Raw genomic sequence first — 23,373 nt, forward strand, 5'->3', positions numbered from 1 at the left:
TTATCATTCAAAATGCTTGAGGAGTAAGAAATGGCTAATACTAAGCTTGTCCTGGTGCGCCACGGCGAAAGCCAGTGGAACAACGAAAACCGCTTCACCGGTTGGTATGACGTTGATCTGTCCGAGAAAGGCGTGAGCGAAGCAAAAGCGGCAGGTAAACTGCTGAAAGAAGAAGGCTTCACCTTTGACTTTGCTTACACCTCTGTGCTGAAACGTGCCATCCATACCCTGTGGAACGTTCTGGACGAGCTGGATCAGGCCTGGCTGCCGGTTGAGAAATCCTGGAAACTGAACGAGCGTCACTACGGTGCGCTGCAAGGTCTGAACAAAGCGGAAACCGCAGAAAAATACGGTGACGAGCAGGTTAAGCAGTGGCGTCGTGGTTTTGCGGTCACGCCTCCAGAGCTGAGCAAAGATGACGAGCGCTACCCGGGCCACGATCCGCGTTACGCGAAGCTGACTGAGGCTGAACTGCCGCAGACCGAAAGCCTGGCGCTGACCATCGACCGCGTTGTGCCTTACTGGAACGAAACCATTCTGCCACGCCTGAAAAGCGGCGAGCGCGTCATTATCGCTGCTCACGGTAACTCCCTGCGTGCGCTGGTGAAATACCTGGACAACATGGGTGAAGATGAAATCCTCGAGCTGAATATCCCTACCGGCGTGCCGCTGGTGTACGAGTTCGACGAAAACTTCAAGCCAGTTAAACATTACTACCTGGGTAACGCCGACGAAATCGCTGCAAAAGCGGCGGCCGTGGCGAACCAGGGTAAAGCGAAGTAATATTCGCCGGACATAAAAAAAGCGTGGAGCAATCCACGCTTTTTTATTGCCCGGGACAAACTTAGCCGCGACGCGCTTTAACCGCATCCGCCAACTGACGCAGGATCGCATCGGTATCGTCCCAGCCAATGCAGGCATCCGTCACGCTCTTACCGTAGACCAGCGGCTCGCTGCCCTCCAGGTTCTGGTTGCCTTCCACCAGATGGCTCTCAATCATCACCCCAATCACTGCGCGTTCACCGCTGGCGATTTGCTGACACACATCTGCGCCGACTTCCATCTGCTTTTTAAACTGTTTGCTGGAGTTGGCATGGCTGAAATCGATCATCACCTGCGGTGCCAGACCCGCTTTCTCCAGCCCTGCTTTTACCTCCGCTACGTGTTTAGCACTGTAGTTAGGCTCTTTACCGCCGCGCAGTATGATATGGCAATCGCCATTACCGCTGGTATTCACGATAGCGGAGTGGCCCCACTTGGTCACCGACAGGAAGCAGTGCGGCGCGCCAGCCGCATTAATGGCGTCAATAGCGACTTTAATGGTGCCATCAGTGCCATTTTTGAACCCCACCGGGCATGACAGGCCAGACGCCAGCTCACGGTGAACCTGAGATTCCGTCGTACGCGCGCCAATAGCGCCCCAGCTCATCAGGTCAGCCAGATACTGCGGGGTGATCATATCGAGGAATTCTCCGGCAGCAGGCAGCCCGCTGTCGTTGATCTCCAGCAGCAGCTTACGCGCAATGCGCAGGCCGTCGTTGATCTGGAAACTGTTGTCCATATGCGGATCGTTGATCAACCCTTTCCAGCCCACGGTGGTACGCGGTTTTTCGAAATAAACGCGCATCACGATTTCCAGTTCGCCTTTCAGCTCTTCACGCAGGGCGAGCAGACGGGACGCATACTCTTTGGCCGCAGCAGGATCGTGAATGGAGCACGGCCCAATGACCACCAGAAGACGATCGTCGCTACCTTTCAGGATCTTGTGGATCGCCTTGCGGGCATGAGACACCGTGTTGGCGGCATTTTCGGTGGCGGGGAATTTTTCAAGGAGCGCTACGGGAGGTAATAACTCATTGATCTCTTTAATGCGTAAATCGTCGTTCTGATAATTCATCTTCTTTCCGGCTCTGCCATATCTTTAGTAATGAAAGCAATCCTTTCAATCTAACTTGTCGGCCACGAAGTGTAAACGGGCTTTTACACTTCGCGCAGATAATTCCTGGAATTCGCCTAAAATACACAACAAAATAGCGAAAAATGAGATCTGGCCTAAGCTTTTTACTTGTAACGACTGTTTTTAAATATTTATACGCGATTCCATCCTGACATAAATCAGGAAACTGGGATCTTTCGCCACTGAACAAGATGCACTGTTGGAGAATGTTATCCAGCGTAACGATAAGAACAGGAGCACCATGATGAAAATGACGAAACTGACTACGCTTTTCCTGACGGCAACCCTTACTCTGGCAAGCGGTAGCGTACTGGCTGCTGACGCAGGCTCATCCGGCAGCAACGGCGACGCTAATGCCGCTGCCGAAGCGGGCCAGGTTGCGCCGGATGCAAAACAGAATATTGCGCCAAACAATGTTGATAACAGTAATATCAACACGGGCAATACCAACACCGGCGGGACGAGCACAGGCACGATGAACCATGAGGGTATGACCACCGACGAGGTTCATAAAAACTCTGTGTGTAAAGACGGGAAATGCCCGGACCCGAATGACAAAGTAGGCAGCGATGCCAATACCAAAACGGACGGTACTACCCAGTAACCTTCCGTAAGGTAAAACAGGGAGAGCGAATGCTCTCCTTTTTTATTTAAGCTCTTAAAAACGCTAAACTAAAAATAATAATAAATCAGGAACGATACCATGGCGCACTCCCACTCCCATTCCCACTCCACTGGCGATGAAAATGCCAAACGGCTTCTGCTGGCTTTTGGCGTCACTGCCACCTTTATGATAATTGAGGTAATAGGCGGGCTGATATCCGGATCGCTGGCGCTGCTGGCCGATGCCGGGCATATGCTGACCGACGCTGCCGCGCTCCTGTTTGCTCTGCTGGCCGTGCAGTTTGCCCGTCGCCCTCCCAATACCCGCCACACCTTTGGCTGGCTCAGACTGACCACGCTTGCCGCCTTTGTGAATGCGATTGCACTGGTGGTCATTACTATTCTTATCGTCTGGGAGGCTTTTCAGCGCTTTCGGCATCCACAACCGATAGCCGGGACGACAATGATGGTTATCGCCATTGCCGGGTTGGTCGCCAATATTCTGGCGTTCTGGATATTGCACCGCGGCAGCAGTGAAAAAAATCTGAACGTACGGGCCGCGGCGCTTCATGTGCTGGGCGATCTGCTGGGTTCCGTAGGTGCCATCGTAGCCGCGCTGATCATTATGGGCACGGGCTGGACCCCTATCGACCCGATTCTTTCCGTGCTGGTATCGTGCCTTGTATTACGCAGTGCCTGGCGGTTGTTGAAAGAGAGCGTCAATGAGCTGCTGGAAGGCGCTCCCACGTCGCTGGATATTGGCGAGCTAAAACGCAATCTGTGTCGTTCCATTCCTGAAGTCCGTAACGTTCACCACGTTCACGTCTGGCTGGTGGGTGAGAAACCGCTTATGACGCTGCACGTTCAGGTTATTCCGCCCCACGATCACGATGCGTTGCTTGAACGTATTCGGCACTTCCTTGAGCATCACTACGAAATTGCGCACACCACCATCCAGATGGAGTATCAGCCATGTAACGGGCCAGACTGTCACCTGAACGAGGCGCAGTCCGGCCACTCACACGCCCATCACCATTAACGGGAAAGCGCGCGCGAGCCACGCTCACGCGCGCTGTTAATCCACATGCGACTGCCGTTCAGGGCAATGACCGTCAGCAGCATGTACTCCAGCGACATGGCATAAACACCCTGGCGGGCAAAAATCACCACGCTAATGACGTTGATGACCACCCACAGCAGCCAGTTCTCAACGTATTTACGGGTCATCAGGATCATTGCGGCAATCGACAGTACCATCATGCAGGAATCCCAGAACGGGAAGGCATCCGGCTGAAGCTCAGGCATCGTCACGTTTAATCCCAGACCCGACATGACCGAGACCGCCACGCGCGTCAGGAAGGCAAATACCGGATCAATAAAGACGGTCATAAAGCCGATAGCTACCACGCAGGCCGCGAACCAGGTGATGGCTTTTGGCAACGGCAGCCAGCGGATTTGCAGTTCCGCCTCCTGCTGACTGTTTTGCCGAGACCAGGCGTACCAGCCATAGATATTGGCTGCGAAGAAGAACAGCTGTAGAAGCAGGCTGGCGTAGAGCTGGATCTGGAAAAAGATGATCGCAAACAGCGTGACGTTTATCAGCCCGAACGCATAGTTGCTGATCTTCTCAAGGCTGGCCAGCCAGATACAGAGTAAACCGGCCAGCGTACCCACCGCTTCAATCCACGACAGGTCATAGCCGCCCGCACCAATCGGGATATGAACCAGGATGTTCTGTGTGCTAAAAAAATCCATTTTTTCTCCGGGGCGTAATAAGTTAAGTACGTAGTGTAGCCGCAAAATCCAGCATACGGTTAAGTGGAATTAACGCGCCTTCACGCAGAGCGGCATCCACGTGGATCTCATGCGCTGCGCCACCGTTTTCCAGCCCCTCCGCAATCGCTTTGAGCCCATTCATCGCCATCCACGGGCAATGCGCGCAGCTTCGGCAGGTCGCCCCTTCTCCGGCGGTCGGCGCTTCGAGCAACGTTTTTTCCGGCACGGCCTGCTGCATCTTGTAGAAGATACCGCGATCGGTCGCCACAATGAGCTGCTTGTGTGACAGGGTTTTCGCAGCATGAATGAGCTGGCTGGTTGACCCGACGGCATCCGCCATGTCGACGATGGACTGCGGGGATTCCGGGTGCACCAGAATCGCGGCGTCCGGGTATAATCCTCTCATGCGCGTCAGGGCCTGGGTCTTAAACTCGTCGTGAACGATACAGGCGCCCTGCCAGCACAGCACATCCGCACCGGTTTGTTTTTGTACATAGTTTCCCAGGTGACGATCGGGCGCCCAGATGATTTTCTCCCCCAGGCTGTCCAGATGCTCAATCAGCTCAACGGCGATACTAGAGGTCACTACCCAGTCTGCCCGGGCTTTCACCGCCGCAGACGTGTTGGCATAGACCACCACGGTACGATCAGGGTGGGCATCACAGAAGGCGGTGAACTCATCAATCGGGCAACCGAGGTCAAGGGAGCATTCGGCATTCAGCGTCGGCATCAGTATGGTTTTTTCCGGGCTGAGAATTTTTGCCGTTTCGCCCATGAAGCGCACACCTGCAACCAGCAGCGTGGAGGCAGGATGTTTTGCACCGAAACGCGCCATTTCCAGGGAATCTGAGATACAGCCGCCCGTCTCTTCCGCCAGCTGCTGAATTTCCGGGTCGGTGTAGTAATGCGCCACCATCACCGCATCACGCTCTTTAAGCAGGCGCTTGATTTTCTCACGATAGAACTGTTTTTCATCCCTGCTTAGCGGAGCGGGCTTCGGCGGGAAGGGATAGATTGCGGTTTCGGGATCAAACATCACACTCATTATGGCTTCTCGTTTTACTAGCTTAACAATATTGCCTTTGTTTTGCATGAGATAACAAAAATGAGGCAATGGTGTTTTATATACTAAACAAGATAGCGAATTTGAGGGGGAATGTCATCGGGATTTGATGCCGGTAGCATTTGTTGGGTGGCAGCTTCGCCTTATCCGACCTACAAGGCCCTGGCGAACGACAGATAGCAAAAAGGCGCCTTTAGGGCGCCTTTTTACATTGGTGGGTCGTGCAGGATTCGAACCTGCGACCAATTGATTAAAAGTCAACTGCTCTACCAACTGAGCTAACGACCCCTTGCGGGATGTACTTCAGATCTATTCAGGCTGGTGGGTCGTGCAGGATTCGAACCTGCGACCAATTGATTAAAAGTCAACTGCTCTACCAACTGAGCTAACGACCCATTCGGGTGTTGCCTGAATTATCACTCGGCACCAATAAAATTGGTGGGTCGTGCAGGATTCGAACCTGCGACCAATTGATTAAAAGTCAACTGCTCTACCAACTGAGCTAACGACCCGAGTGGTGGGTGATGACGGGCTCGAACCGCCGACCCCCTCCGTGTAAAGGAGATGCTCTACCAACTGAGCTAATCACCCACTCTGTACTGCCGGAACTGCTTTAAGTGGTGGGTCGTGCAGGATTCGAACCTGCGACCAATTGATTAAAAGTCAACTGCTCTACCAACTGAGCTAACGACCCACTTTTGCGCTGCTTTCACGTTGTTTGATATCCCGTGGCAACGGCGGCATATATTACTGATTTAAGAATTCTGCGCAACAAAAATTTCGATGAAGATCACTTAACTGCTTAGGAATCATGCTGCACGACCAGAAATGACGCGATTTCTGGTCATGCGATAATCAACCCATCGAACTCAAACGTTTTTGCGCTTGTTTGGCGCCGTCTGTACCCGGGAATTTCGCAACCACCTGCTGATAAACCGCTTTGGCTTTTGCAGTGTCGCCTTTGTCCTGCATGATCACGCCGACTTTATACATCGCATCAGGCGCTTTCGGTGATTTCGGGTAATTTTTCACCACAGAGGCAAAATAAAACGCCGCATCATCCTTTTTACCCTTGTTGTAATTCAACTGACCCAGCCAGTAGTTCGCATTTGGCTGGTAAGTGGAATCAGGGTACTTCTTAATGAAGTTCTGAAACGCAACGATAGCATCGTCCTGCCGCGATTTGTCCTGCACTAGGGCAATGGCCGCGTTGTAGTCCGTATTCGCGTCACCGCTCTGTACAGGCGCACCAGACGACGCGGAGGCATCAGCCGCAGGTGCAGGCGTTGCCGCACCGCTTTGATCGCCTGCTGCTGGCTGTGCTGCTGCTCCGCCGCTGTTCAGGCTATCCATCTGCAACAAAATTTGCTTCTGGCGCTCCACAACCTGATTAAGCTGATACTGACTCTCCTGGATCTGACCACGAAGGGAATCAATATCATTCTGGTTATCGGAAAGCTGCTGCTGGAGTTGAGTTAAAAGCTGGCTGTGAGCGTTAGAAATACGCTCGAGTTGAGTGACCCGGTCTTCTACCGAGCCTGAGCCGACACTACTGATTGGTGCCTGAGCAAAAGCGGCCCAGGGGGCCGCTATTCCAACCAGTAACGACAGACTCATCAGATGATGTCTGAAGTTACTGCTCATGCAATTCTCTTAGTAAACGAGTACGGCACGACGGTTTTTGGAGTAAGCCGCTTCGTCGTGACCCAGTACTGCTGGTTTTTCTTTACCGTAAGAAACGATGGAGATCTGGTCAGCAGAAACGCCTTTACCCTGGAGGTACATTTTAACAGCGTTTGCACGACGTTCACCCAGGGAGATGTTGTACTCCGGAGTACCACGTTCGTCCGCATGACCTTCTACGGTGACTTTGTAAGACGGGTTGCTACGCAGGAAGTTTGCGTGCGCATCCAGCATTGCAGCGAAGTCAGAACGGATGTCGTATTTATCCAGATCGAAGTAAACGATGTTGTTCTGCTGTAACTGCTGCATCTGAAGACGCGCTTGCTCTTCAGAAGACATATTGCCATTGCCGTTAGCGTCCATACCGGTGCCGGCACCCATCATGCCTTCGCCGCTCTGGTCATTGCTTGCGTTCTTGTTAGAAGAACACGCTGCGATTGCCATAACAGGCAGAGCGATCATCAGCCCCTTCAGCACTTTGTTCAGTTGCATTTCTAAGATTCCTTTAGTAATCAATTAATTATTATTACAGATACGGCGACCAGGCAGGTGATTTTACCTGTCCATCAGTTGCCGGAAGACGCGCTTTGAAACGCCCATCTGTAGAAACCAGATTCAGCACGGATCCCATCCCCTGAGAAGAGCTGTAGATTACCATGGTGCCGTTAGGTGCCAGACTTGGCGTTTCATCCAGGAACGTTGACGACAGTACTTGTACGCCCCCCGTTACCAGATCTTGTTTGGCAATGTGCTGCTGACCACCCGCAGTACTGACCATTACCATTGTTTTACCATCGGCACTGACGTCAGCATCCTGGTTCTGAGAACCTTCCCAGGTAATACGCTGCGCTGCTCCGCCGTTGATATTCACTTTATAAACTTGTGGACGACCTGCCTGGTCAGACGTAAAGGCCAGATTCTGGCTGTCCGGGAACCAGGTTGGCTCAGTGTTGTTGCTACGACCATCCGTGACCTGACGGATCTGACCAGAACCAATATCCATCACGTACAGGTTCAGGCTACCGGTTTTAGACAGGGCAAACGCCAGTTTGGTACCGTCCGGAGAGAACGCAGGCGCACCGTTGTGACGCGGGAATGACGCAACCTGACGCACAGCACCGTTAGAGAGCGTCTGGATAACCAGCGCGGAACGGCCGCTTTCGAAGGTCACGTACGCCAGCTTAGAGCCGTCCGGAGACCATGCCGGAGACATCAGCGGCTGTGGTGAACGGTGTACGGTGAACTGGTTGTAGCCATCGTAATCAGAGACGCGCAGCTCATAAGGGAACTGGCCGCCGTTGGTCTGTACTACGTACGCGATACGAGTACGGAACGCACCTTTAATACCGGTCAGCTTCTCAAACACTTCGTCACTCGCCGTATGGCCTGCGTAACGCAGCCACTGCTTGTTCACCTTATACGTGTTTTGAGCCAGAACGGTACCCGGCGCACCGCCGGTATCCACCAGCTGATAAGCGACGTTATAGCCGCCGTCTGGCGCAGGAGTAACCTGTCCGACAACCACGGCATCAATACCCAGTGCAGACCATGCAGCAGGTTGAACTTCCTGAGCGGTACCCGGCTGCTGCGGCAGACGAGAACGATCTAAGGGGTTAAATTTACCGCTGTTACGCAGGTCAGCTGCAACAATGCCGCCAATGTCTTCAGGCGCAGCGCCCGGGCCTGCCCACTGGAACGGAACGACACCGATTGGACGCGCTGAGTCGTTCCAGTCGGTAATGTCGATGCTTACTGTGGCATGCACTGCTGACGTCAACAGTACTAAAAAACCAAAAGCTAATCGTAATGCCTGCTTCATCATATCTCCCTTATCCGAACAATAAGTCCTGGATAATTTAGCAGAAGGTTAACAAACTCAAATACACAAAACTATCAGAACCCGATAACCGCAGCTCTGCTTATGGCTTAAAGTTCAGCGAAGCGTCTTTGAACACTTCATAGACAGCCTGTGACGGAGGTTTTGGCAGTTTTGCCTGATTCACTGCCACAAGTGCAGCCTGGCATAACGCTTCATCTCCCCCTTCTGACTCAACGCTCAGCACCATACCATCCGTAGCCAGTTTAATATGCAGTCGGCAGGTTTTCCCGGTATAGAGCGATTTATCATTAAGTCTGCTGGCAATAGCCGCAGCAATCTGATTCTTATAGTCGTTGATCTCAGCGCCAGAAGCACCGTTGTTCTTAGTGTTACCACTTCCTGCCGGTGCTGCGTTACTTCCTTTCGCCCCACCGCCCGTTTTCGGTGCATTCTTACCGGAGCTCAGGTCGCCCAGCAGATCGTCAACCCCTGCGGCAGCGGCTTTTTCCGCAGCAGCGGCCTTTTTAGCTGAGGCTTTTTCGGCAGCCGCTTTCTTATCAGCAGCGGCTTTCTCAGCTGCCGCTTTTTTATCAGCAGCGGCTTTTTCCGCAGCGGCGGCTTTTTCTGCCGCAGCTTTCTCGGCGGCGGCCGCTTTTTTCGCAGCATCAGCAGCCGCTTTCTTCTCTGCTTCCTGCGCAGCTTTTTTGGCGGCTTCCGCTTCGGCTTTCTTCTGTGCGTCAGCGGCCGCTTTTTTCGCCGCTTCGGCTTCTGCTTTCTTCTTCGCATCAGCAGCGGCTTTCTTCGCTGCTTCGGCTTCCGCTTTCTTCTGCGCATCAGCAGCCGCTTTCTTCGCCGCGTCTGCGGCTAACTTAGCCTGAGCATCTGCCTGCGCCTTCGCGTCTGCTGCGGCTTTGGCTGCCGCCTCTTCCGCCTGCTTCTGCTGCTCCTGAGCTTTCTTCGCTGCGGCTTCAGCCTGTTTCTGCTGCTCCGCCTGCTCTTTAGCGGCTTCCTGCGCCTGCAAACGCTCTTTCTCAAGCTGCTTCAGACGTTCCTGCTCGGCGGCCTGCTTTTCACGCAGCTCTTCCGCCTGCTGTTGCGCCTGTTTTTCACGCTGTTCTTCCGCGCGTTTTGCGCTCGCCTGCTGCTGTTGCTGACGATTATAGTTCTGAACGATCGCACCGGGATCCACCATGACGGCGTCGATGGACGAGCCACCACCGCCGCCTGATGCATCAAGGTGCTCATCGAACGAACTCCAGATCAGCGCTGCAAAAAGAATTACGTGCAGCACTGCGGAGACGATTATCGCTCGCTTAAGCTTGTCGTTCTGTTCGGTTGCCTTTGACACTATCGGTTCCCAAAAACTACGCAGATGATCAAATAGGCTGAGTCATTAAGCCAACTGACTTAACGCCCGCGCTATGTAGCAAGTTCAGCGCTTTGATAATTTCATCATATGGTACGTCTTTCGCACCACCGATTAAGAAGACCGTCTTCGGATTTGACTCCAGGCGTCGTTGCGCTTCAGCAATAACCTGCTCTGGCGGAAGCTGATCCATACGATCTTTCTCTACCACCACGCTGTACTGCCCTACGCCGGAAACCTCAATGATGACCGGAGGATCGTCATTGGTGCTTACCGCCTGTGATTCTGTCGCATCCGGCAGATCAACTTCCACGCTCTGGGTGATGATGGGCGCTGTCGCCATAAAGATCAGCAGCAGCACCAGCAGCACGTCCAGTAACGGAACGATATTGATTTCGGACTTGAGCTCGCGACGACCTCGTCCACGCGATCTGGCCATGGTTTACCCCTTGTTGCTCTCGGTGCTGGTAAACGCCTGACGATGCAGAATCGCGGTGAACTCTTCCATAAAGTTGTCGTAGTTCAGTTCCAGTTTGTTCACGCGCTGGTTCAGACGGTTGTACGCCATTACCGCCGGAATTGCGGCGAACAGACCGATTGCGGTCGCGATCAGTGCTTCTGCGATACCCGGCGCAACCATCTGCAACGTTGCCTGCTTCACCGCCCCAAGGGCGATAAAGGCGTGCATGATCCCCCACACCGTACCAAACAGGCCGATATACGGGCTGATGGAGCCAACGGTTCCGAGGAAAGGAATATGCGTTTCAAGATTTTCCAGTTCGCGGTTCATGGAGATGCGCATCGCACGCGACGCCCCTTCTACCACGGCTTCCGGCGCATGGCTGTTAGCGCGATGTAAGCGAGCGAACTCTTTGAAACCGCTATAGAAAATTTGTTCGGAGCCTGAAAGGTTATCACGGCGTCCCTGGCTTTCCTGGTACAGACGAGAAAGCTCAATACCCGACCAGAACTTATCTTCAAACGCTTCGGCTTCGCGGCCAGCGGCATTGAGGATACGCGTTCTCTGGATGATGATGGCCCAGGATGCGATTGAAAAACCAATCAAAATCAACATGATAAGTTTAACCAGAAGGCTTGCCTTCAGGAACAAATCAAGGATATTCATGTCAGTCACTGCTTAAACTCCGCGACAATAGACTTAGGAAGCGCACGAGGCTTCATTATGGTTGGATCAACACAGACAATCAGGACTTCAGCTGAGTTCAGTACCGTGTTCTCTGCATTGACTATCCGCTGCGTGAAAACCAGTGAAGTTCCGCGCATTGATGTAATTTCTGTTTGGACTTCGAGCATATCGTCGAGTCTGGCAGGCGCAAAATACTCAAGCGTCATCTTGCGTACCACGAAGGCAACTCGCTCAGCCAACAGCACCTGTTGACTAAAGTGATGATGGCGCAGCATCTCTGTGCGTGCCCGTTCATAAAAAGCAACGTAGCTGGCGTGGTAGACCACACCACCGGCATCGGTATCTTCGTAATAGACACGTACCGGCCATCGAAACAGCGTTGTATTCACTTTACATCCCAGTAATACAAGAAAAGTTGGAGCTTTCAAACTTCGCTACTATACGCGCGGGAATGATGGTTTGGAATGGGAGAAAGTAAACGGAGAGTAAATTTTTATGGGCCAGGGTAAGCCCATAACGTTAACGGACATTTCTTATTCAGAAGAAGAAGAAAATCAAACCGGCGAGGAGAACCAGATCGGCAATCAGTGGGCAGAAGATGCCCTGCCAGTGAAGCGCTTTCGGACGAAAGCCGACACCGTGAATCACGCCTGCGCACACCGCCCACATAATCAGGAAGCCGTGCCAGATTTCAAGCTCGCTGGTTTTCGCCGCGAAGCGCGACGGGTCCCAGAAGATACAGCCTGCCAGCAGTAATGCCATAATGAGGGAAAGCGCCCTCAAGGGGCGCTTATCCATTACCGCATATAACGTTGCGATAATATTCATTAGTGCTTTTCTTCACCTGCTTTGGTCGCTTCTACATGCTCAAGCGCCAGGGCAGTGATGACACCAAACGCACAGGCAAGAAGCGTCCCTAAAATCCATGCGAAATACCACATATTCAGCTCCTTACTTAGTACATAGAGTGGGTGTTGCTTTCGATATGTTCTTTAGTGATACGACCGAACATTTTCCAGTAACACCAGATGGTGTAAGCCAGAACAATCGGAACGAACACGCAAGCAACATAGGTCATTAAGTTAAGCGTCATATGGCTGGACGTTGCATCCCACATGGTCAGGCTGGCATTCATCATGGTGCTGGATGGCATCACGAACGGGAACATCGCAATACCGGCCGTCAGGATGATGCACGCCAGCGTCAGGGAAGAGAATACGAACGCCAGAGCGCCTTTCTCCAGACGAGACGTCAGCATGGTCAGCAGTGGCAGCAGCACACCCAGAGCCGGGATAGCCCACAGCACAGGGGTAGTGTTGAAGTTCACCAGCCATGCACCGGCCTGACGCGCCACCTCTTTGGTCAGCGGGTTAGACGGTGCAGCGTGGTTGATCGCGGAGGTCACCACGTATCCATCAATACCATACACCACCCACACGCCTGCCAGCGCGAAGCAGACCAGCGTCACCAGCGCCGCCACCTGAGCGGTAGCGCGGGAACGCAGGTGCAGTTCACCTACGGTACGCATCTGGAGATAGGTTGCGCCCTGGGTGATGATCATCGCCACGCTCACCACGCCTGCCAGCAGACCAAACGGATTCAGCAGCTGGAAGAAGTTACCGGTGTAGAACAGACGCATATATTCGTCGACGTGGAACGGTACGCCCTGCAACAGGTTACCAAACGCCACACCAATGACCAGCGGTGGAACGAAGCTACCGATGAAGATGCCCCAGTCCCACATGTTACGCCAGCGGGTGTCTTCAATCTTGGAACGGTAGTCGAAACCCACCGGACGGAAGAATAAAGAAGCCAGCACCAGAATCATCGCCACATAGAAGCCGGAGAACGCAGCCGCGTAGACCATCGGCCAGGCAGCGAACAGCGCGCCGCCTGCGGTGATCAGCCACACCTGGTTACCGTCCCAGTGCGGGGCGATGGAGTTGATCATGATTCGACGCTCGGTGTCATTACGACCGAGGAAACGGGTGAGCATGCCCACGCCCATGTCGAAACCATCGGTGACCGCGAAACCAATCAGCAGAACACCGATCAGCAGCCACCAGATAAAACGCAATACTTCATAATCGATCATTTGATGACTCCTGTCTTAGCGTGCCGGCTGAGTAGTCGCAACAGACTGCTCGTAGTGGTAGCGACCGGTTTTCAGGCTGCTTGGGCCAAGGCGCGCGAACTTGAACATCAGGAACAGTTCAGCCACCAGGAACAGGGTGTACAGACCGCAAATGAGCAGCATGGAGAAGATCAGGTCGCCTGCGGTCAGGGAGGAGTTTGCTACCGCTGTTGGCAGCACCTCACCGATCGCCCACGGCTGACGGCCATATTCCGCAACAAACCAGCCGGACTCGATAGCAATCCATGGCAGTGGGATACCGTACAGCGCGGTGCGCAGCAGCCATTTTTTCTCACCGATACGGTTACGAATGACTGACCAGAACGAGGCCGCGATGATCAGCAGCATGATAATGCCGCAACCCACCATGATGCGGAACGCGAAGTACAGCGGCGCAACGCGTGGAATAGAGTCTTTGGTTGCCATCTGAATCTGCGCTTCCGTCGCGTCGGAGACGTTCGGGGTATAGCGTTTCAGCAGCAGACCGTAACCGAGGTCTTTCTTCACGTCGTTAAATTGATCGCGAACGCCCTGGTCGGTAGAGCCGGCGCGCAGCTGTTCCAGCAGCGAGTAGGCTTTCATCCCGTTACGGATACGCTCTTCATGCTGCACCATCAGATCTTTCAGGCCAGTCACCTGTTTGTCGACGGAGCGCGTGGCGATAATACCCAGAGCGTAAGGAATTTGAATGGCGAAGCGGTTTTCCTGCGCTTCCTGGTCAGGCACACCGAACAGGGTAAACGCTGCCGGTGCCGGCTGGGTTTCCCATTCAGCTTCAATTGCGGCGAGTTTGGTTTTCTGCACGTCGCCCATTTCATAACCGGATTCATCACCCAGAACAATAACGGACAGAATCGCGGCCATACCGAAGCTTGCTGCGATAGCAAAAGAACGCTTGGCAAAGGCGAAGTCGCGGCCGCGCAGCATATAGTAGGAGCTGATGCCCAGCACGAACATCGCGCCGCACACATAGCCAGACGCCACGGTGTGAACGAATTTAACCTGAGCAACCGGGTTCAGGACCAGCTCAGCGAAGCTGACCATCTCCATACGCATGGTTTCGAAGTTGAAATCAGATGCGATTGGGTTTTGCATCCAGCCGTTCGCCACCAGGATCCACAGTGCGGACAAGTTGGAGCCTAATGCCACCAGCCAGGTTACCGCCATATGCTGGACTTTACCCAGACGGTCCCAACCGAAGAAGAACAGACCTACAAAGGTGGATTCGAGGAAGAAGGCCATCAGACCTTCAATGGCCAGCGGCGCACCGAAAATATCCCCCACATAATGGGAATAGTAAGACCAGTTTGTCCCGAACTGGAACTCCATGGTCAGACCGGTTGCCACGCCCAGCGCAAAGTTGATACCAAACAACTTGCCCCAGAACTTGGTCATATCTTTATAAATCTGTTTGCCGGAGAGGACGTAAACCGTTTCCATGATGGCCAGCAGGAACGCCATACCGAGCGTCAGCGGCACAAACAGGAAGTGGTACATCGCGGTCAAGGCAAACTGTAAGCGCGACAGTTCGACTACGTCTAACATTATGACTCCTTGCTCATCGCATGAAGACTCCGAGAGTGAACCCCGTTAGATAAGGATCCACACGCATGCCCCAATACAAAGTTATCTGCTTCCCTTCTTCGTTGCTTATTCTCTTCAGGAGGAAAAAGCAATGATGAAAGGTTACAAATACGTTAAGAAAAAACCAAATTGATCCCGTAAATATAATACGCTGCAAAACCCTTACAATAAACAGGTTTTTATTCGAACAGATTTACGTTTTTCGACGGCGATCAATTTATAGCAAAATTACCACTTTTCGGCCATTTTGATCGGGAACAATTTAACGCCTTTCGGAGCCTTTTTCCAAGTATTAAACATTGATTTAAATCAAAAACAGTCAGAGCTGTTAATGATGTTTCTTTGTGGTGCGGATAGTAAAAACCTTGTTAACAATATGTATATTTAAAGGCGTTATTGGTTATAAAAGCCAGAAGATAATATAAACAGTTGTGATTTTTATTAACGCGCAAGAAAAAACGCATTTTGCCGGAAGATAAACATATAATGTTATCTGCTTCACAGTATTTTTCTTTCGCTTTGCTACCCGCCGAAGCGATTACATTTCATTCACCTTTAATAATCTTAAAATTAACACCCTTTCGTGACTATTTGATGAAATAAAGGCCGCATTCCTGCGGCCTTTATTTTGTTCGGAGGATTACCTTTCAATTTTTATGCTAAAGGTGCGTGACTGGCATGGCCGGAACGCCCCCGTAATGGCTGAACCCTCCTCCCCTTGCGCCTTGCGCACCTCATTCATGTCCGTTTCGCAACAGGCCTGGACCTCACGGTTCACAGACAAAGCCACGTCACCGGAGCGGGTCTCCGCAGGGTTGTACAGACGAAGAATCATCTCGTCACGATCCTCCGCTTTTTTCAGCGCACTGAGTACGCATCCGTTAGGCGCCAGCGTTAACAGGCTATAGCTACAGGGTGTGGTGAAAAAGGCGCGGTTAAGCTTCATCGCATCCCACGGGATTTTGTTATAACAGTGCACTGGCGTTAACCACGACTTCGCCTGCTGCGCAACGCCAGCACTGACGGGCGTACCATTAAAACTGAACAGGCTAAAGCGACAGGTTAACTGGCCCCGCATCTGCGAATCAGGCACCGGCATTTTGATCCCGGACGGTCTGCCGGGGCGCAGCAGTAAATCTTCCTTCCCAAGCACCCCCACGCCGCGAAGCAACGTCAGGGCAAACGTTTTTTGACGCTCGCCAGTCACTTCAAATTCGCGCAACCCTTCGGTAAACAGGGCCATTCCGTTACGCCGTTCCTGGAGCACCGCGTAGTTGAGCAGATTCCACACCGGCAGCGGCGCTTCCTTCCAGCCCTCCTCCTGCCAGTTCGCCATCGCTTCATCCTGTACAGGTCGCGTCAGCGAACCGAACTGGGTATCGGCTAACACCGTGTCTGCGGTAAATGGCGTCGGGATCAGCACCCGCACACGGTGGTCATCCGCGTGATTTCCGAGACGCGCCTCAACGTCGATACGTCGGCTGTTATGGCTGAGCGTGACCGTGAGTTCTGCCTCAAGCGTTCCCGTCTGCTGACGCGCAGAACGTTCGGCGAGATCCGCCGGCACCGCCATGCGATGGCGGATCACCGCCCTGCTCTGCCAGGCCTCGTGGATCACCTCAACCTCATGCTCGCCCTGAGCGGAAGTGAGTCTCCACTCTTCCCGTGAAGGCGAGTAGTCGTACTCATCGCCATCATCCGAGCTCTCTTCTATTTCCAGCACGCGGTCATAGATAAGCCCGGACGCTTTATCGAGCAGACGCAGGGTGCCGTCGTCGTTTAACGTTATTTCCCAGAAAGCATTTTCCAGTAACGCCTCCGACGATTTTTCTGCCGCCAGCAGCTTGCCGGCTACGTGCGGCTCGATATAGAGCGTGCGGTAACCCATTGATGGCAGGATCTGATTGAGCTGGATATCAAACTCCATAAAGGGATCGTAGTTACCGTAATGCACAATCTGCCGGTCAATCAAGCCGGGGTCGATTTCACGCGCGCTGCGCAGGCAGTAAGGGATTTCATTCCCCCTATCGTCCAGCAGGCGGAACTGGCTGGCGCGCAGACGTATCGTGGTGTTAATCACTTCCTCACGCGGCCAGGGCGTGAGGTTAAACATCACCAGTTTGTCTTCCTCGCTCTGCGGCATGTTGTCGACAATCTTGCGCATATAGAAGCATGTCAGGTTATCGGCCATGTCTTCCGCCAGCTCGAAGCGGGACATCACCTCGCGATGCACTTTGTCACTACAGCAGCAGCCGATACTGTCATGGGCGTGATTCTTGAGGATCTCTTTCCACATTTTTTCCAGCAAGCCGTGGTGATACTCAAAGCCCAGCGTCCAGGCAAGCGTGGCCAGCGGCTCAAGGACGTTGACGATTTTATTCTCTATCCGGGCGTGGGCGATTTTGATGTCCATCCGCGTGGAGCCTATCGTCCGGTGCACCCGCATATATTTACCGTCAATAAACTCCCCTTTCAGCGTCGCCAGTTCATCGCGGTGCGCATCAATGTGGTCAAACACCTCCTCGAAGCGGCTCATCACAAACTGACGCTGCGGATAGATTTCGCGCAGCTTATCCATCACCGCAAAGATGTTCTGCTGGAGCGGCATCTGATCATGGCCGTTAGGCAGTAAGATTTCTTTCGTCACGGAGGCTTTTTCCAGCACCTCGAAGTACGTGTCGAGCCGTTTGCGCAGCCCGGCCTCATCCTCCGGTAAGTACTTACCAATCGCGTAGCCCAGCGGTAGCACCTGTGCCGTCACTTCGCTGCCGTCCTGGCTTTGCCAGAGAAATTCGGTTTTATCGGTACCGTGCCGCTCGGAACACCCGCGCCAGAACATGGTGCGCGAGATGCCAAAACCGTTGTAAATGTGCGGCAGCTGGGAGGACATGCCGAAGGAGTCCGGCAGATAGCCAATTTTCATCGGCTCGCCAAAGGCCAGACAGTCGCGTATACCGTACATCAGATTTCGGACAATCGACTCGCCGGAAACAAGGGTGGTATCCGTCTGGGTATACCACGGCCCGATAATCAGCTTCCCGGCCGCCACCAGTGCCTTCACGCGTGGCCTGTTTTCCGGTTTCACGGCAAAATAATCTTCCAGCACCGCCGTCTGGCCGTCGAGTACGTAGTATTTATACTCTGCGTCCTGCTCAAGACGAGTGAGGATCTCTTCCATATTATTGACCAGAAGAATACGTGACGCTTCGGTGGTGAAGTACCACTCCCGGTCCCAGTGCATATGTGGCGTGATATGAACGCGAGATACAGCTTTCATCTTCGTTTCCTGTCGGTGCGTGTTTAGGAGGGTATGTCTTCAGTCACGTAGGTGCCGCTCTTCACGGCCTGGCGTCGCCAGAGCAGTAAAATGAGCGTAGAGATTGCGGCGCCAGCCAGCGCGGCGCCAAACCAGCCGACAGCGGCCATCACGCCGCCCAGCCCGGCATCATGCAGTAAGAAGAGCGAGAAAATGCCCGCGCCGGGGGTGGATAGCCCAATCCCCATCGCCCCGACAATCGCTCCGGTCACCATTGACCCCAGAACAAATGAGCCAATGACCCGCAACGGATCCTCGATAGCCATCGGAATTGCCCCTTCGGTGATGCCCGCCAGCCCCAGCAGCCAGGTGGACTTGCCGGTTTCAATTTCGAACTGTTTGAACAGGTTCGGAGCCAGCATCGTTGATGCCGTCACGGTAAAGGCCGATACCATTTTGACGGAGGCAAAAATCGCATAAGGCCCGTATACGCCATTGGCCATCGCTCCCAGACAGAACGCGTAAGAGGCTTTGTTGACCGGACCGCCCAGATCGAACGAGCACATAAAGCCCAGGATCGCCCCCAGCAGCAGCGCGTTCGCGCCGGACAGACCGTTAAGCCAGGCGGTCAGGGCATTATTGATCCAGGCCACCGGTTCGCCGATCACAAACAGCATCAGGCTGCCTGCGCCCAGCACGCCAATCACCGGATAGAGATAAAAGGTCAGAAAGCCGTTGTAGCGGCTACTCAGCCGGATGTGGTTTTTCACCCAGCGCATCAGGTAGCCCGCAATCAGCCCGCCGACGATGGCCCCGAGAAAACCAGAGCCGATCATATTGGCGGCAAGACCCGCCGCAAAGCCCGGCGTTAGCGCAGGTTTATCCGCCAGCGAGTAAGCGGTATAGGCCGCCAGAACAGGCACCATCAGAATACCGAGCATCCCGCCGCCCAGTTTGCGGTACATCCACAGCCACGAGTTTTCCTGATCGAACAGATGCTGCAAGCCCAGGATTTGCGCAAGCAGTACCGACACCGCCAGCACCGTACCGCCGGCGACAATCAGCGGTACCGCAAAGGAGATACCGCTGAGCAGCGCCTGCTTGAGTTCGGTTTTAACGCACTTTTTCGCGTCCGTGTCGACGTGCGCAGGACGCGCATCGGATACAGGCTGTAGCGCCAGCGCACGCTCAATGAGCGCTTCCGCATGGCGTAAGGGTTCCGCGACGGGCACGGAAATGGCGGGCATCCCCTGAAAACGCTCACGCTCTTTGATCGCCACTTCCGCCGCGAAGATACACGCTTTTGCCTCCTGCAACTGCTGCGCGGTGATGCGCCCCTCAATACCATTTGCCCCCTGCTTTTCGACCACCACATTGACGCCGAGCTTACGTCCCGCTTTTTCGAGATACTCCGCTGCCATGTAGGTATGGGCGATCCCGGCCGGACAGGCGGTAACGCAGACGATCGTCGGGGCATTCTCCGCAACGGCGGTTTCTTGTGTGTCAGGCGCTGTTTCCAGCGCCGCAAGCACCGCTTCCGCGCTGGTCGCCGTCATCACGCGCGCCCTGAGCTCGTCATCCGCCAGGCGAGACGTCAGTTCCGTCAGGACCTGAATATGCGTTGATCCCGCTTGTGCGGGAGGAATGGCGAGCAGAAAAATCAGCTCGACCTCCTCCGGTCCGTCCACACCTTCCCAGGCCAGCGGCTCACGCAGTGTGGCCACGGCAAAAGCCGCTTCGTTTACCGCCACTGATTTACCATGAGGTACGGCCAGCCCCTCGCCCAGCGCCGTCGGGCCAAGCGATTCCCGATGGAAAACGTCTGCCAGAAACGTATCGGCGTTGGCTATTTTGCCCAACGCCACCAGCCGCGTCGCAAGCTGACGGATTGCCTCATCACGGCTGGTAAACTGCGCCTGCACGCAGACAGCACGGGGGTCGGTCAGAGTCGTCAGGTTCATAAGATCCTCACCTATCCAAAGTTATTGTCTGGGCAGGATTGTGGCAGACCGGATAATACATTTATGTGATCATTTTCACTAACACCGATATTTGTATCTTATTTGTATTATTTACAAATTTACCACTGAAGGCATAATTCCCTGAAAACGTATTAAAAAGGCGCGACACAATGGGCAATAAACCGATGTACCGGCAGATCGCCGATGCGTTCCGCGAGAAAATTAATGCCGGTGAGTTAAAACCTGGCGACGCGCTGCCGACGGAATCCAGCCTTCAGGAGGCGTTTAGCGTCAGCCGGGTCACCGTGCGGCAGGCTTTGAAGCTGCTCGCCGACGAGCAGATCATCGAAAGTATTCAGGGCAGCGGCTCGTATGTAAAAGAGGAGCGGGTGAATTACGATATTTATCAGCTCACCGGTTTTTACGAAAAGTTAGCGGATCGCAACGTCGATACGCACAGCGACGTCAGCGTCTTCGAAGTGGTGAAAGCCGATGAGCGGCTCGCGGCAAAACTTGCGCTCAATCCGGATGATAAGGTCTGGCACGTCAAGCGCGTACGCTTCATCAGGGAAAAGCCGGTGAATCTGGAAGAGACATGGATGCCGCTGGCGATGTTCCCCGACCTCACCTGGGAAGTGATGGAACAGTCGAAATACCATTACATTGAGCAGATCAAAAAGATGGTGATCGATCGCAGCGAGCAGGAGCTGGTGCCAGTCATGCCATCGGATGAGGCGATTGCCGCCCTGGCGCTCGATCCGGCAAAACCGATTCTGGAAAAAGTCTCTCGTGGCTTTCTGAAAGACGGCCGGGTATTTGAATACAGTCGCAACGTGTTTAACACCGACGACTATAAATTCACTCTGGTGGCTAAACGCAGGCAATAAAAAAAGGCCGCTTTACAGCGGCCAACCATGTCGAAACGGACATTTTTTTATACTTCAACGCGCCCCATTCGGGGAGCAGAGAGGACTTACTTAATGATGGATTTCAGTGCTTCACCGATATCCGCCAGGCTGCGAACGGTTTTCACGCCTGCGGCTTCCAGTGCTGCGAATTTCTCATCAGCCGTACCTTTACCGCCTGCGATAATCGCGCCCGCGTGACCCATACGTTTGCCTTTCGGCGCGGTCACACCCGCGATGTAACCCACCACCGGCTTGGTCACATGATCTTTGATGTAAGCAGCCGCTTCTTCTTCCGCGCTACCACCGATCTCACCGATCATCACGATCGCTTCGGTCTGTGGATCTTCCTGGAACAGCTTCAGGATGTCGATGAAGTTAGAGCCCGGGATCGGGTCACCGCCGATGCCCACGCAGGTGGACTGGCCGAAACCGTAGTCGGTGGTCTGCTTAACCGCTTCATAGGTCAGGGTACCGGAACGGGACACGATACCCACTTTGCCTGGGCGATGAATGTGGCCCGGCATGATACCGATTTTGCATTCGCCTGGAGTGATAACGCCTGGGCAGTTCGGGCCGATCATGCGCACGCCTGCTTCGTCCAGCTTCACCTTCACGGTCAGCATATCCAGCGTCGGGATGCCTTCGGTGATGGTGATGATCAGCTTAATGCCTGCGTCGATCGCTTCCAGAATAGAGTCTTTGCAGAACGGCGCCGGTACGTAGATCACGGTCGCGGTTGCGCCCGTCGCTTCTACCGCTTCACGCACGGTGTTGAACACCGGCAGGCCCAGGTGCGTGGTGCCGCCTTTACCTGGCGTTACGCCGCCAACCATCTGCGTACCGTAGGCAATCGCCTGTTCGGAGTGGAAAGTCCCCTGGCTACCGGTGAAGCCCTGGCAGATAACCTTGGTATCTTTATTAATTAAAACGGACATTATTTCCCCTCCACTGCGGCAACAACCTGCTGAGCTGCATCCGTCAGACTTTTCGCTGCAATAATATTCAGGCCGCTGTCAGCCAGTTTTTTCGCGCCGAGTTCAGCGTTGTTCCCTTCCAGACGTACAACAACCGGAACGTTAACGCCCACTTCTTCTACCGCGCCGATGATACCGTCGGCGATCAGGTCGCAACGTACGATACCGCCGAAGATGTTCACCAGAACCGCTTTCACGTTGCTGTCAGAGAGAATGATTTTGAACGCTTCGGTTACGCGCTCTTTAGTTGCGCCACCGCCCACGTCGAGGAAGTTCGCTGGCTCACCGCCGTGCAGCTTAACGATGTCCATGGTGCCCATTGCCAGGCCCGCACCGTTAACCATGCAGCCGATGTTGCCATCCAGCGCGACGTAGTTCAGCTCCCACTGTGCAGCCTGTGCTTCACGCGGATCTTCCTGAGACTGATCGCGCATTTCACGCAGATCGGACTGGCGGAACAGCGCGTTGCCGTCAGCGCCCAGCTTGCCGTCGAGGCAGATCAGGTCGCCCTGGGTGGTGATCACCAGCGGGTTGATCTCGATCAGCGCCAAATCGCGCTCCAGGAAAATGGTCGCCAGACCCATGAAGATCTTGGTGAACTGCTGAACCAGCTTGCCTTCCAGACCCAGTTTGAATGCCAGCTCACGACCCTGGTAAGGCATTGGGCCCGCCAGCGGATCGATAGCCACTTTGTGGATCAGGTGCGGGGTTTCTTCCGCCACTTTTTCGATTTCCACGCCGCCTTCGGTAGACGCCATGAACACCACGCGACGGGAGCTACGGTCTACGACTGCGCCGAGGTACAGTTCTTTCGCGATGTCGGTTGCCGCTTCAACCAGGATCTGGTTAACCGGCTGGCCGTTCGCATCTGTCTGGTAGGTTACCAGACGCTTGCCGAGCCAATGTTCAGCAAACGCACGGATCTCTTCTTTGCTCTTAACAACCTTCACACCGCCCGCTTTACCACGGCCACCAGCGTGAACCTGACATTTAACTACCCACGGGCCGGAACCGATTTTAGACGCGGCTTCTTCTGCTTCACGCGGGGTAGTACAGGCATAACCCACCGGAGCCGGTAAGCCATACCGGGCAAACAGCTGTTTGGCCTGATATTCATGTAAGTTCATGTGTTCTATCCATCC

At 53.9% G+C, this 23,373-nt stretch carries 22 protein-coding genes and 5 tRNA genes; 4 read left to right on the top strand and 23 right to left on the bottom strand.

Going from position 1 to position 23,373, the window contains the following annotated elements:
- The first annotated feature begins 30 nt into the window (after positions 1-30).
- Positions 31-783, top strand: a complete 753-nt coding sequence (gpmA, locus tag SK58_RS17280) for a 2,3-diphosphoglycerate-dependent phosphoglycerate mutase (RefSeq protein WP_006809557.1) — start codon at positions 31-33, stop codon at positions 781-783.
- A gap of 61 nt (positions 784-844) precedes the next feature.
- On the opposite strand, the gene aroG is transcribed toward gpmA, so the two are convergent.
- A complete protein-coding gene (gene aroG, locus SK58_RS17285) occupies positions 845-1,897 on the bottom strand; it encodes a 3-deoxy-7-phosphoheptulonate synthase AroG (RefSeq protein WP_003858564.1) in 1,053 nt (350 codons plus the stop codon).
- 304 nt (positions 1,898-2,201) lie between these two features.
- Here aroG and SK58_RS17290 point away from each other — a divergent pair, with 304 nt between their 5' ends.
- Together SK58_RS17290 and zitB are read left to right on the top strand one after the other, a co-directional pair.
- The gene (locus SK58_RS17290) at positions 2,202-2,561 is read left to right on the top strand and encodes a protein YbgS (protein WP_017384957.1); all 360 of its coding nucleotides are present in this window, start codon (positions 2,202-2,204) and stop codon (positions 2,559-2,561) included.
- A gap of 99 nt (positions 2,562-2,660) precedes the next feature.
- Complete coding sequence (gene zitB / locus SK58_RS17295) at positions 2,661-3,599, top strand: CDF family zinc transporter ZitB (RefSeq protein ID WP_048220263.1); 939 nt, start codon at positions 2,661-2,663, stop codon at positions 3,597-3,599.
- Here zitB and pnuC read toward each other — a convergent pair.
- The 20 genes from pnuC to mngA form a co-directional block, all read right to left on the bottom strand.
- On the bottom strand, positions 3,596-4,315 hold the full coding sequence (pnuC, locus tag SK58_RS17300) for a nicotinamide riboside transporter PnuC (RefSeq protein ID WP_017694131.1): 720 nt from the start codon (positions 4,313-4,315) through the stop codon (positions 3,596-3,598). The genes zitB and pnuC overlap by 4 nt on opposite strands.
- Before the next feature lie 22 nt (positions 4,316-4,337).
- Entirely contained in the window at positions 4,338-5,381 is a 1,044-nt protein-coding gene (nadA, locus tag SK58_RS17305; protein WP_017384960.1) for a quinolinate synthase NadA, read from the bottom strand.
- Between the two features lie 230 nt (positions 5,382-5,611).
- Positions 5,612-5,687, bottom strand: a tRNA-Lys gene (locus SK58_RS17310).
- Between the two features lie 31 nt (positions 5,688-5,718).
- A tRNA-Lys gene (locus SK58_RS17315) sits at positions 5,719-5,794 on the bottom strand.
- Positions 5,795-5,835: 41 nt separating this feature from the next.
- Positions 5,836-5,911: transfer RNA gene (locus tag SK58_RS17320), tRNA-Lys, on the bottom strand.
- 3 nt (positions 5,912-5,914) lie between these two features.
- A tRNA-Val gene (locus SK58_RS17325) sits at positions 5,915-5,990 on the bottom strand.
- A 27-nt stretch (positions 5,991-6,017) separates the two neighbouring features.
- Positions 6,018-6,093: transfer RNA gene (locus tag SK58_RS17330), tRNA-Lys, on the bottom strand.
- A 161-nt stretch (positions 6,094-6,254) separates the two neighbouring features.
- Positions 6,255-7,043, bottom strand: a complete 789-nt coding sequence (gene cpoB, locus SK58_RS17335) for a cell division protein CpoB (RefSeq protein WP_017384961.1) — start codon at positions 7,041-7,043, stop codon at positions 6,255-6,257.
- Between the two features lie 9 nt (positions 7,044-7,052).
- Entirely contained in the window at positions 7,053-7,574 is a 522-nt protein-coding gene (pal, locus tag SK58_RS17340) for a peptidoglycan-associated lipoprotein Pal (RefSeq protein ID WP_003858578.1), read from the bottom strand.
- A gap of 34 nt (positions 7,575-7,608) precedes the next feature.
- A complete protein-coding gene (gene tolB, locus SK58_RS17345) occupies positions 7,609-8,901 on the bottom strand; it encodes a Tol-Pal system beta propeller repeat protein TolB (RefSeq protein WP_017384962.1) in 1,293 nt (430 codons plus the stop codon).
- 100 nt (positions 8,902-9,001) lie between these two features.
- A complete protein-coding gene (gene tolA / locus SK58_RS17350; protein ID WP_048220264.1) occupies positions 9,002-10,249 on the bottom strand; it encodes a cell envelope integrity protein TolA in 1,248 nt (415 codons plus the stop codon).
- A 28-nt stretch (positions 10,250-10,277) separates the two neighbouring features.
- The gene (gene tolR, locus SK58_RS17355) at positions 10,278-10,706 is read right to left on the bottom strand and encodes a colicin uptake protein TolR (RefSeq protein WP_003858589.1); all 429 of its coding nucleotides are present in this window, start codon (positions 10,704-10,706) and stop codon (positions 10,278-10,280) included.
- A 3-nt stretch (positions 10,707-10,709) separates the two neighbouring features.
- Positions 10,710-11,402: a Tol-Pal system protein TolQ gene (gene tolQ, locus SK58_RS17360; RefSeq protein ID WP_003858590.1), complete on the bottom strand. Its 693-nt coding sequence runs from the start codon at positions 11,400-11,402 to the stop codon at positions 10,710-10,712.
- Complete coding sequence (gene ybgC / locus SK58_RS17365; protein WP_003858593.1) at positions 11,399-11,803, bottom strand: tol-pal system-associated acyl-CoA thioesterase; 405 nt, start codon at positions 11,801-11,803, stop codon at positions 11,399-11,401. Before ybgC ends, tolQ begins: the two co-directional genes overlap by 4 nt.
- Positions 11,804-11,951: 148 nt before the next feature.
- Positions 11,952-12,242, bottom strand: a complete 291-nt coding sequence (gene ybgE, locus SK58_RS17370; protein WP_003858596.1) for a cyd operon protein YbgE — start codon at positions 12,240-12,242, stop codon at positions 11,952-11,954.
- Entirely contained in the window at positions 12,242-12,355 is a 114-nt protein-coding gene (gene cydX, locus SK58_RS17375; protein WP_003858598.1) for a cytochrome bd-I oxidase subunit CydX, read from the bottom strand. Before cydX ends, ybgE begins: the two co-directional genes overlap by 1 nt.
- 14 nt (positions 12,356-12,369) lie before the next feature.
- A complete protein-coding gene (gene cydB / locus SK58_RS17380) occupies positions 12,370-13,509 on the bottom strand; it encodes a cytochrome d ubiquinol oxidase subunit II (RefSeq protein WP_017384964.1) in 1,140 nt (379 codons plus the stop codon).
- A 15-nt stretch (positions 13,510-13,524) separates the two neighbouring features.
- The gene (gene cydA, locus SK58_RS17385) at positions 13,525-15,093 is read right to left on the bottom strand and encodes a cytochrome ubiquinol oxidase subunit I (protein ID WP_017694134.1); all 1,569 of its coding nucleotides are present in this window, start codon (positions 15,091-15,093) and stop codon (positions 13,525-13,527) included.
- A gap of 679 nt (positions 15,094-15,772) precedes the next feature.
- Positions 15,773-18,409: a mannosylglycerate hydrolase gene (gene mngB, locus SK58_RS17390; protein WP_048220265.1), complete on the bottom strand. Its 2,637-nt coding sequence runs from the start codon at positions 18,407-18,409 to the stop codon at positions 15,773-15,775.
- A 23-nt stretch (positions 18,410-18,432) separates the two neighbouring features.
- Positions 18,433-20,349 (bottom strand): PTS 2-O-a-mannosyl-D-glycerate transporter subunit IIABC, encoded by a 1,917-nt coding sequence (mngA, locus tag SK58_RS17395; protein WP_023303308.1) that lies wholly within the window; start codon positions 20,347-20,349, stop codon positions 18,433-18,435.
- Between the two features lie 170 nt (positions 20,350-20,519).
- Here mngA and SK58_RS17400 point away from each other — a divergent pair, with 170 nt between their 5' ends.
- Positions 20,520-21,236 (top strand): GntR family transcriptional regulator, encoded by a 717-nt coding sequence (locus tag SK58_RS17400; RefSeq protein WP_017384967.1) that lies wholly within the window; start codon positions 20,520-20,522, stop codon positions 21,234-21,236.
- A gap of 86 nt (positions 21,237-21,322) precedes the next feature.
- Here SK58_RS17400 and sucD read toward each other — a convergent pair whose 3' ends face one another.
- Both sucD and sucC read right to left on the bottom strand, forming a co-directional pair.
- On the bottom strand, positions 21,323-22,192 hold the full coding sequence (gene sucD, locus SK58_RS17405; RefSeq protein WP_003858609.1) for a succinate--CoA ligase subunit alpha: 870 nt from the start codon (positions 22,190-22,192) through the stop codon (positions 21,323-21,325).
- Positions 22,192-23,358 (bottom strand): ADP-forming succinate--CoA ligase subunit beta, encoded by a 1,167-nt coding sequence (sucC, locus tag SK58_RS17410; RefSeq protein ID WP_017384968.1) that lies wholly within the window; start codon positions 23,356-23,358, stop codon positions 22,192-22,194. Before sucC ends, sucD begins: the two co-directional genes overlap by 1 nt.
- Positions 23,359-23,373: the final 15 nt, after the last annotated feature.

Origin of the sequence: Enterobacter sp. BIDMC93 (assembly GCF_001037805.1) — a bacterium.
Lineage (GTDB): Bacteria > Pseudomonadota > Gammaproteobacteria > Enterobacterales > Enterobacteriaceae > Enterobacter > Enterobacter hormaechei_C.

What these genes read in the sequence shown, in the direction of transcription:
- nadA (WP_017384960.1), bottom strand. Translation starts at nt 5,381, where the DNA reads ATGAGTGTGATGTTTGATCCCGAAACCGCAATCTATCCCTTCCCGCCG.
- sucD (WP_003858609.1), bottom strand. Translation starts at nt 22,192, where the DNA reads ATGTCCGTTTTAATTAATAAAGATACCAAGGTTATCTGCCAGGGCTTC.
- SK58_RS17400 (WP_017384967.1), top strand. Translation starts at nt 20,520, where the DNA reads ATGGGCAATAAACCGATGTACCGGCAGATCGCCGATGCGTTCCGCGAG.
- pal (WP_003858578.1), bottom strand. Translation starts at nt 7,574, where the DNA reads ATGCAACTGAACAAAGTGCTGAAGGGGCTGATGATCGCTCTGCCTGTT.
- mngA (WP_023303308.1), bottom strand. Translation starts at nt 20,349, where the DNA reads ATGAACCTGACGACTCTGACCGACCCCCGTGCTGTCTGCGTGCAGGCG.
- aroG (WP_003858564.1), bottom strand. Translation starts at nt 1,897, where the DNA reads ATGAATTATCAGAACGACGATTTACGCATTAAAGAGATCAATGAGTTA.
- cpoB (WP_017384961.1), bottom strand. Translation starts at nt 7,043, where the DNA reads ATGAGCAGTAACTTCAGACATCATCTGATGAGTCTGTCGTTACTGGTT.
- sucC (WP_017384968.1), bottom strand. Translation starts at nt 23,358, where the DNA reads ATGAACTTACATGAATATCAGGCCAAACAGCTGTTTGCCCGGTATGGC.
- ybgE (WP_003858596.1), bottom strand. Translation starts at nt 12,242, where the DNA reads ATGAATATTATCGCAACGTTATATGCGGTAATGGATAAGCGCCCCTTG.
- zitB (WP_048220263.1), top strand. Translation starts at nt 2,661, where the DNA reads ATGGCGCACTCCCACTCCCATTCCCACTCCACTGGCGATGAAAATGCC.
- gpmA (WP_006809557.1), top strand. Translation starts at nt 31, where the DNA reads ATGGCTAATACTAAGCTTGTCCTGGTGCGCCACGGCGAAAGCCAGTGG.
- SK58_RS17290 (WP_017384957.1), top strand. Translation starts at nt 2,202, where the DNA reads ATGAAAATGACGAAACTGACTACGCTTTTCCTGACGGCAACCCTTACT.
- cydA (WP_017694134.1), bottom strand. Translation starts at nt 15,093, where the DNA reads ATGTTAGACGTAGTCGAACTGTCGCGCTTACAGTTTGCCTTGACCGCG.
- cydX (WP_003858598.1), bottom strand. Translation starts at nt 12,355, where the DNA reads ATGTGGTATTTCGCATGGATTTTAGGGACGCTTCTTGCCTGTGCGTTT.
- tolR (WP_003858589.1), bottom strand. Translation starts at nt 10,706, where the DNA reads ATGGCCAGATCGCGTGGACGAGGTCGTCGCGAGCTCAAGTCCGAAATC.
- cydB (WP_017384964.1), bottom strand. Translation starts at nt 13,509, where the DNA reads ATGATCGATTATGAAGTATTGCGTTTTATCTGGTGGCTGCTGATCGGT.
- pnuC (WP_017694131.1), bottom strand. Translation starts at nt 4,315, where the DNA reads ATGGATTTTTTTAGCACACAGAACATCCTGGTTCATATCCCGATTGGT.
- tolB (WP_017384962.1), bottom strand. Translation starts at nt 8,901, where the DNA reads ATGAAGCAGGCATTACGATTAGCTTTTGGTTTTTTAGTACTGTTGACG.
- mngB (WP_048220265.1), bottom strand. Translation starts at nt 18,409, where the DNA reads ATGAAAGCTGTATCTCGCGTTCATATCACGCCACATATGCACTGGGAC.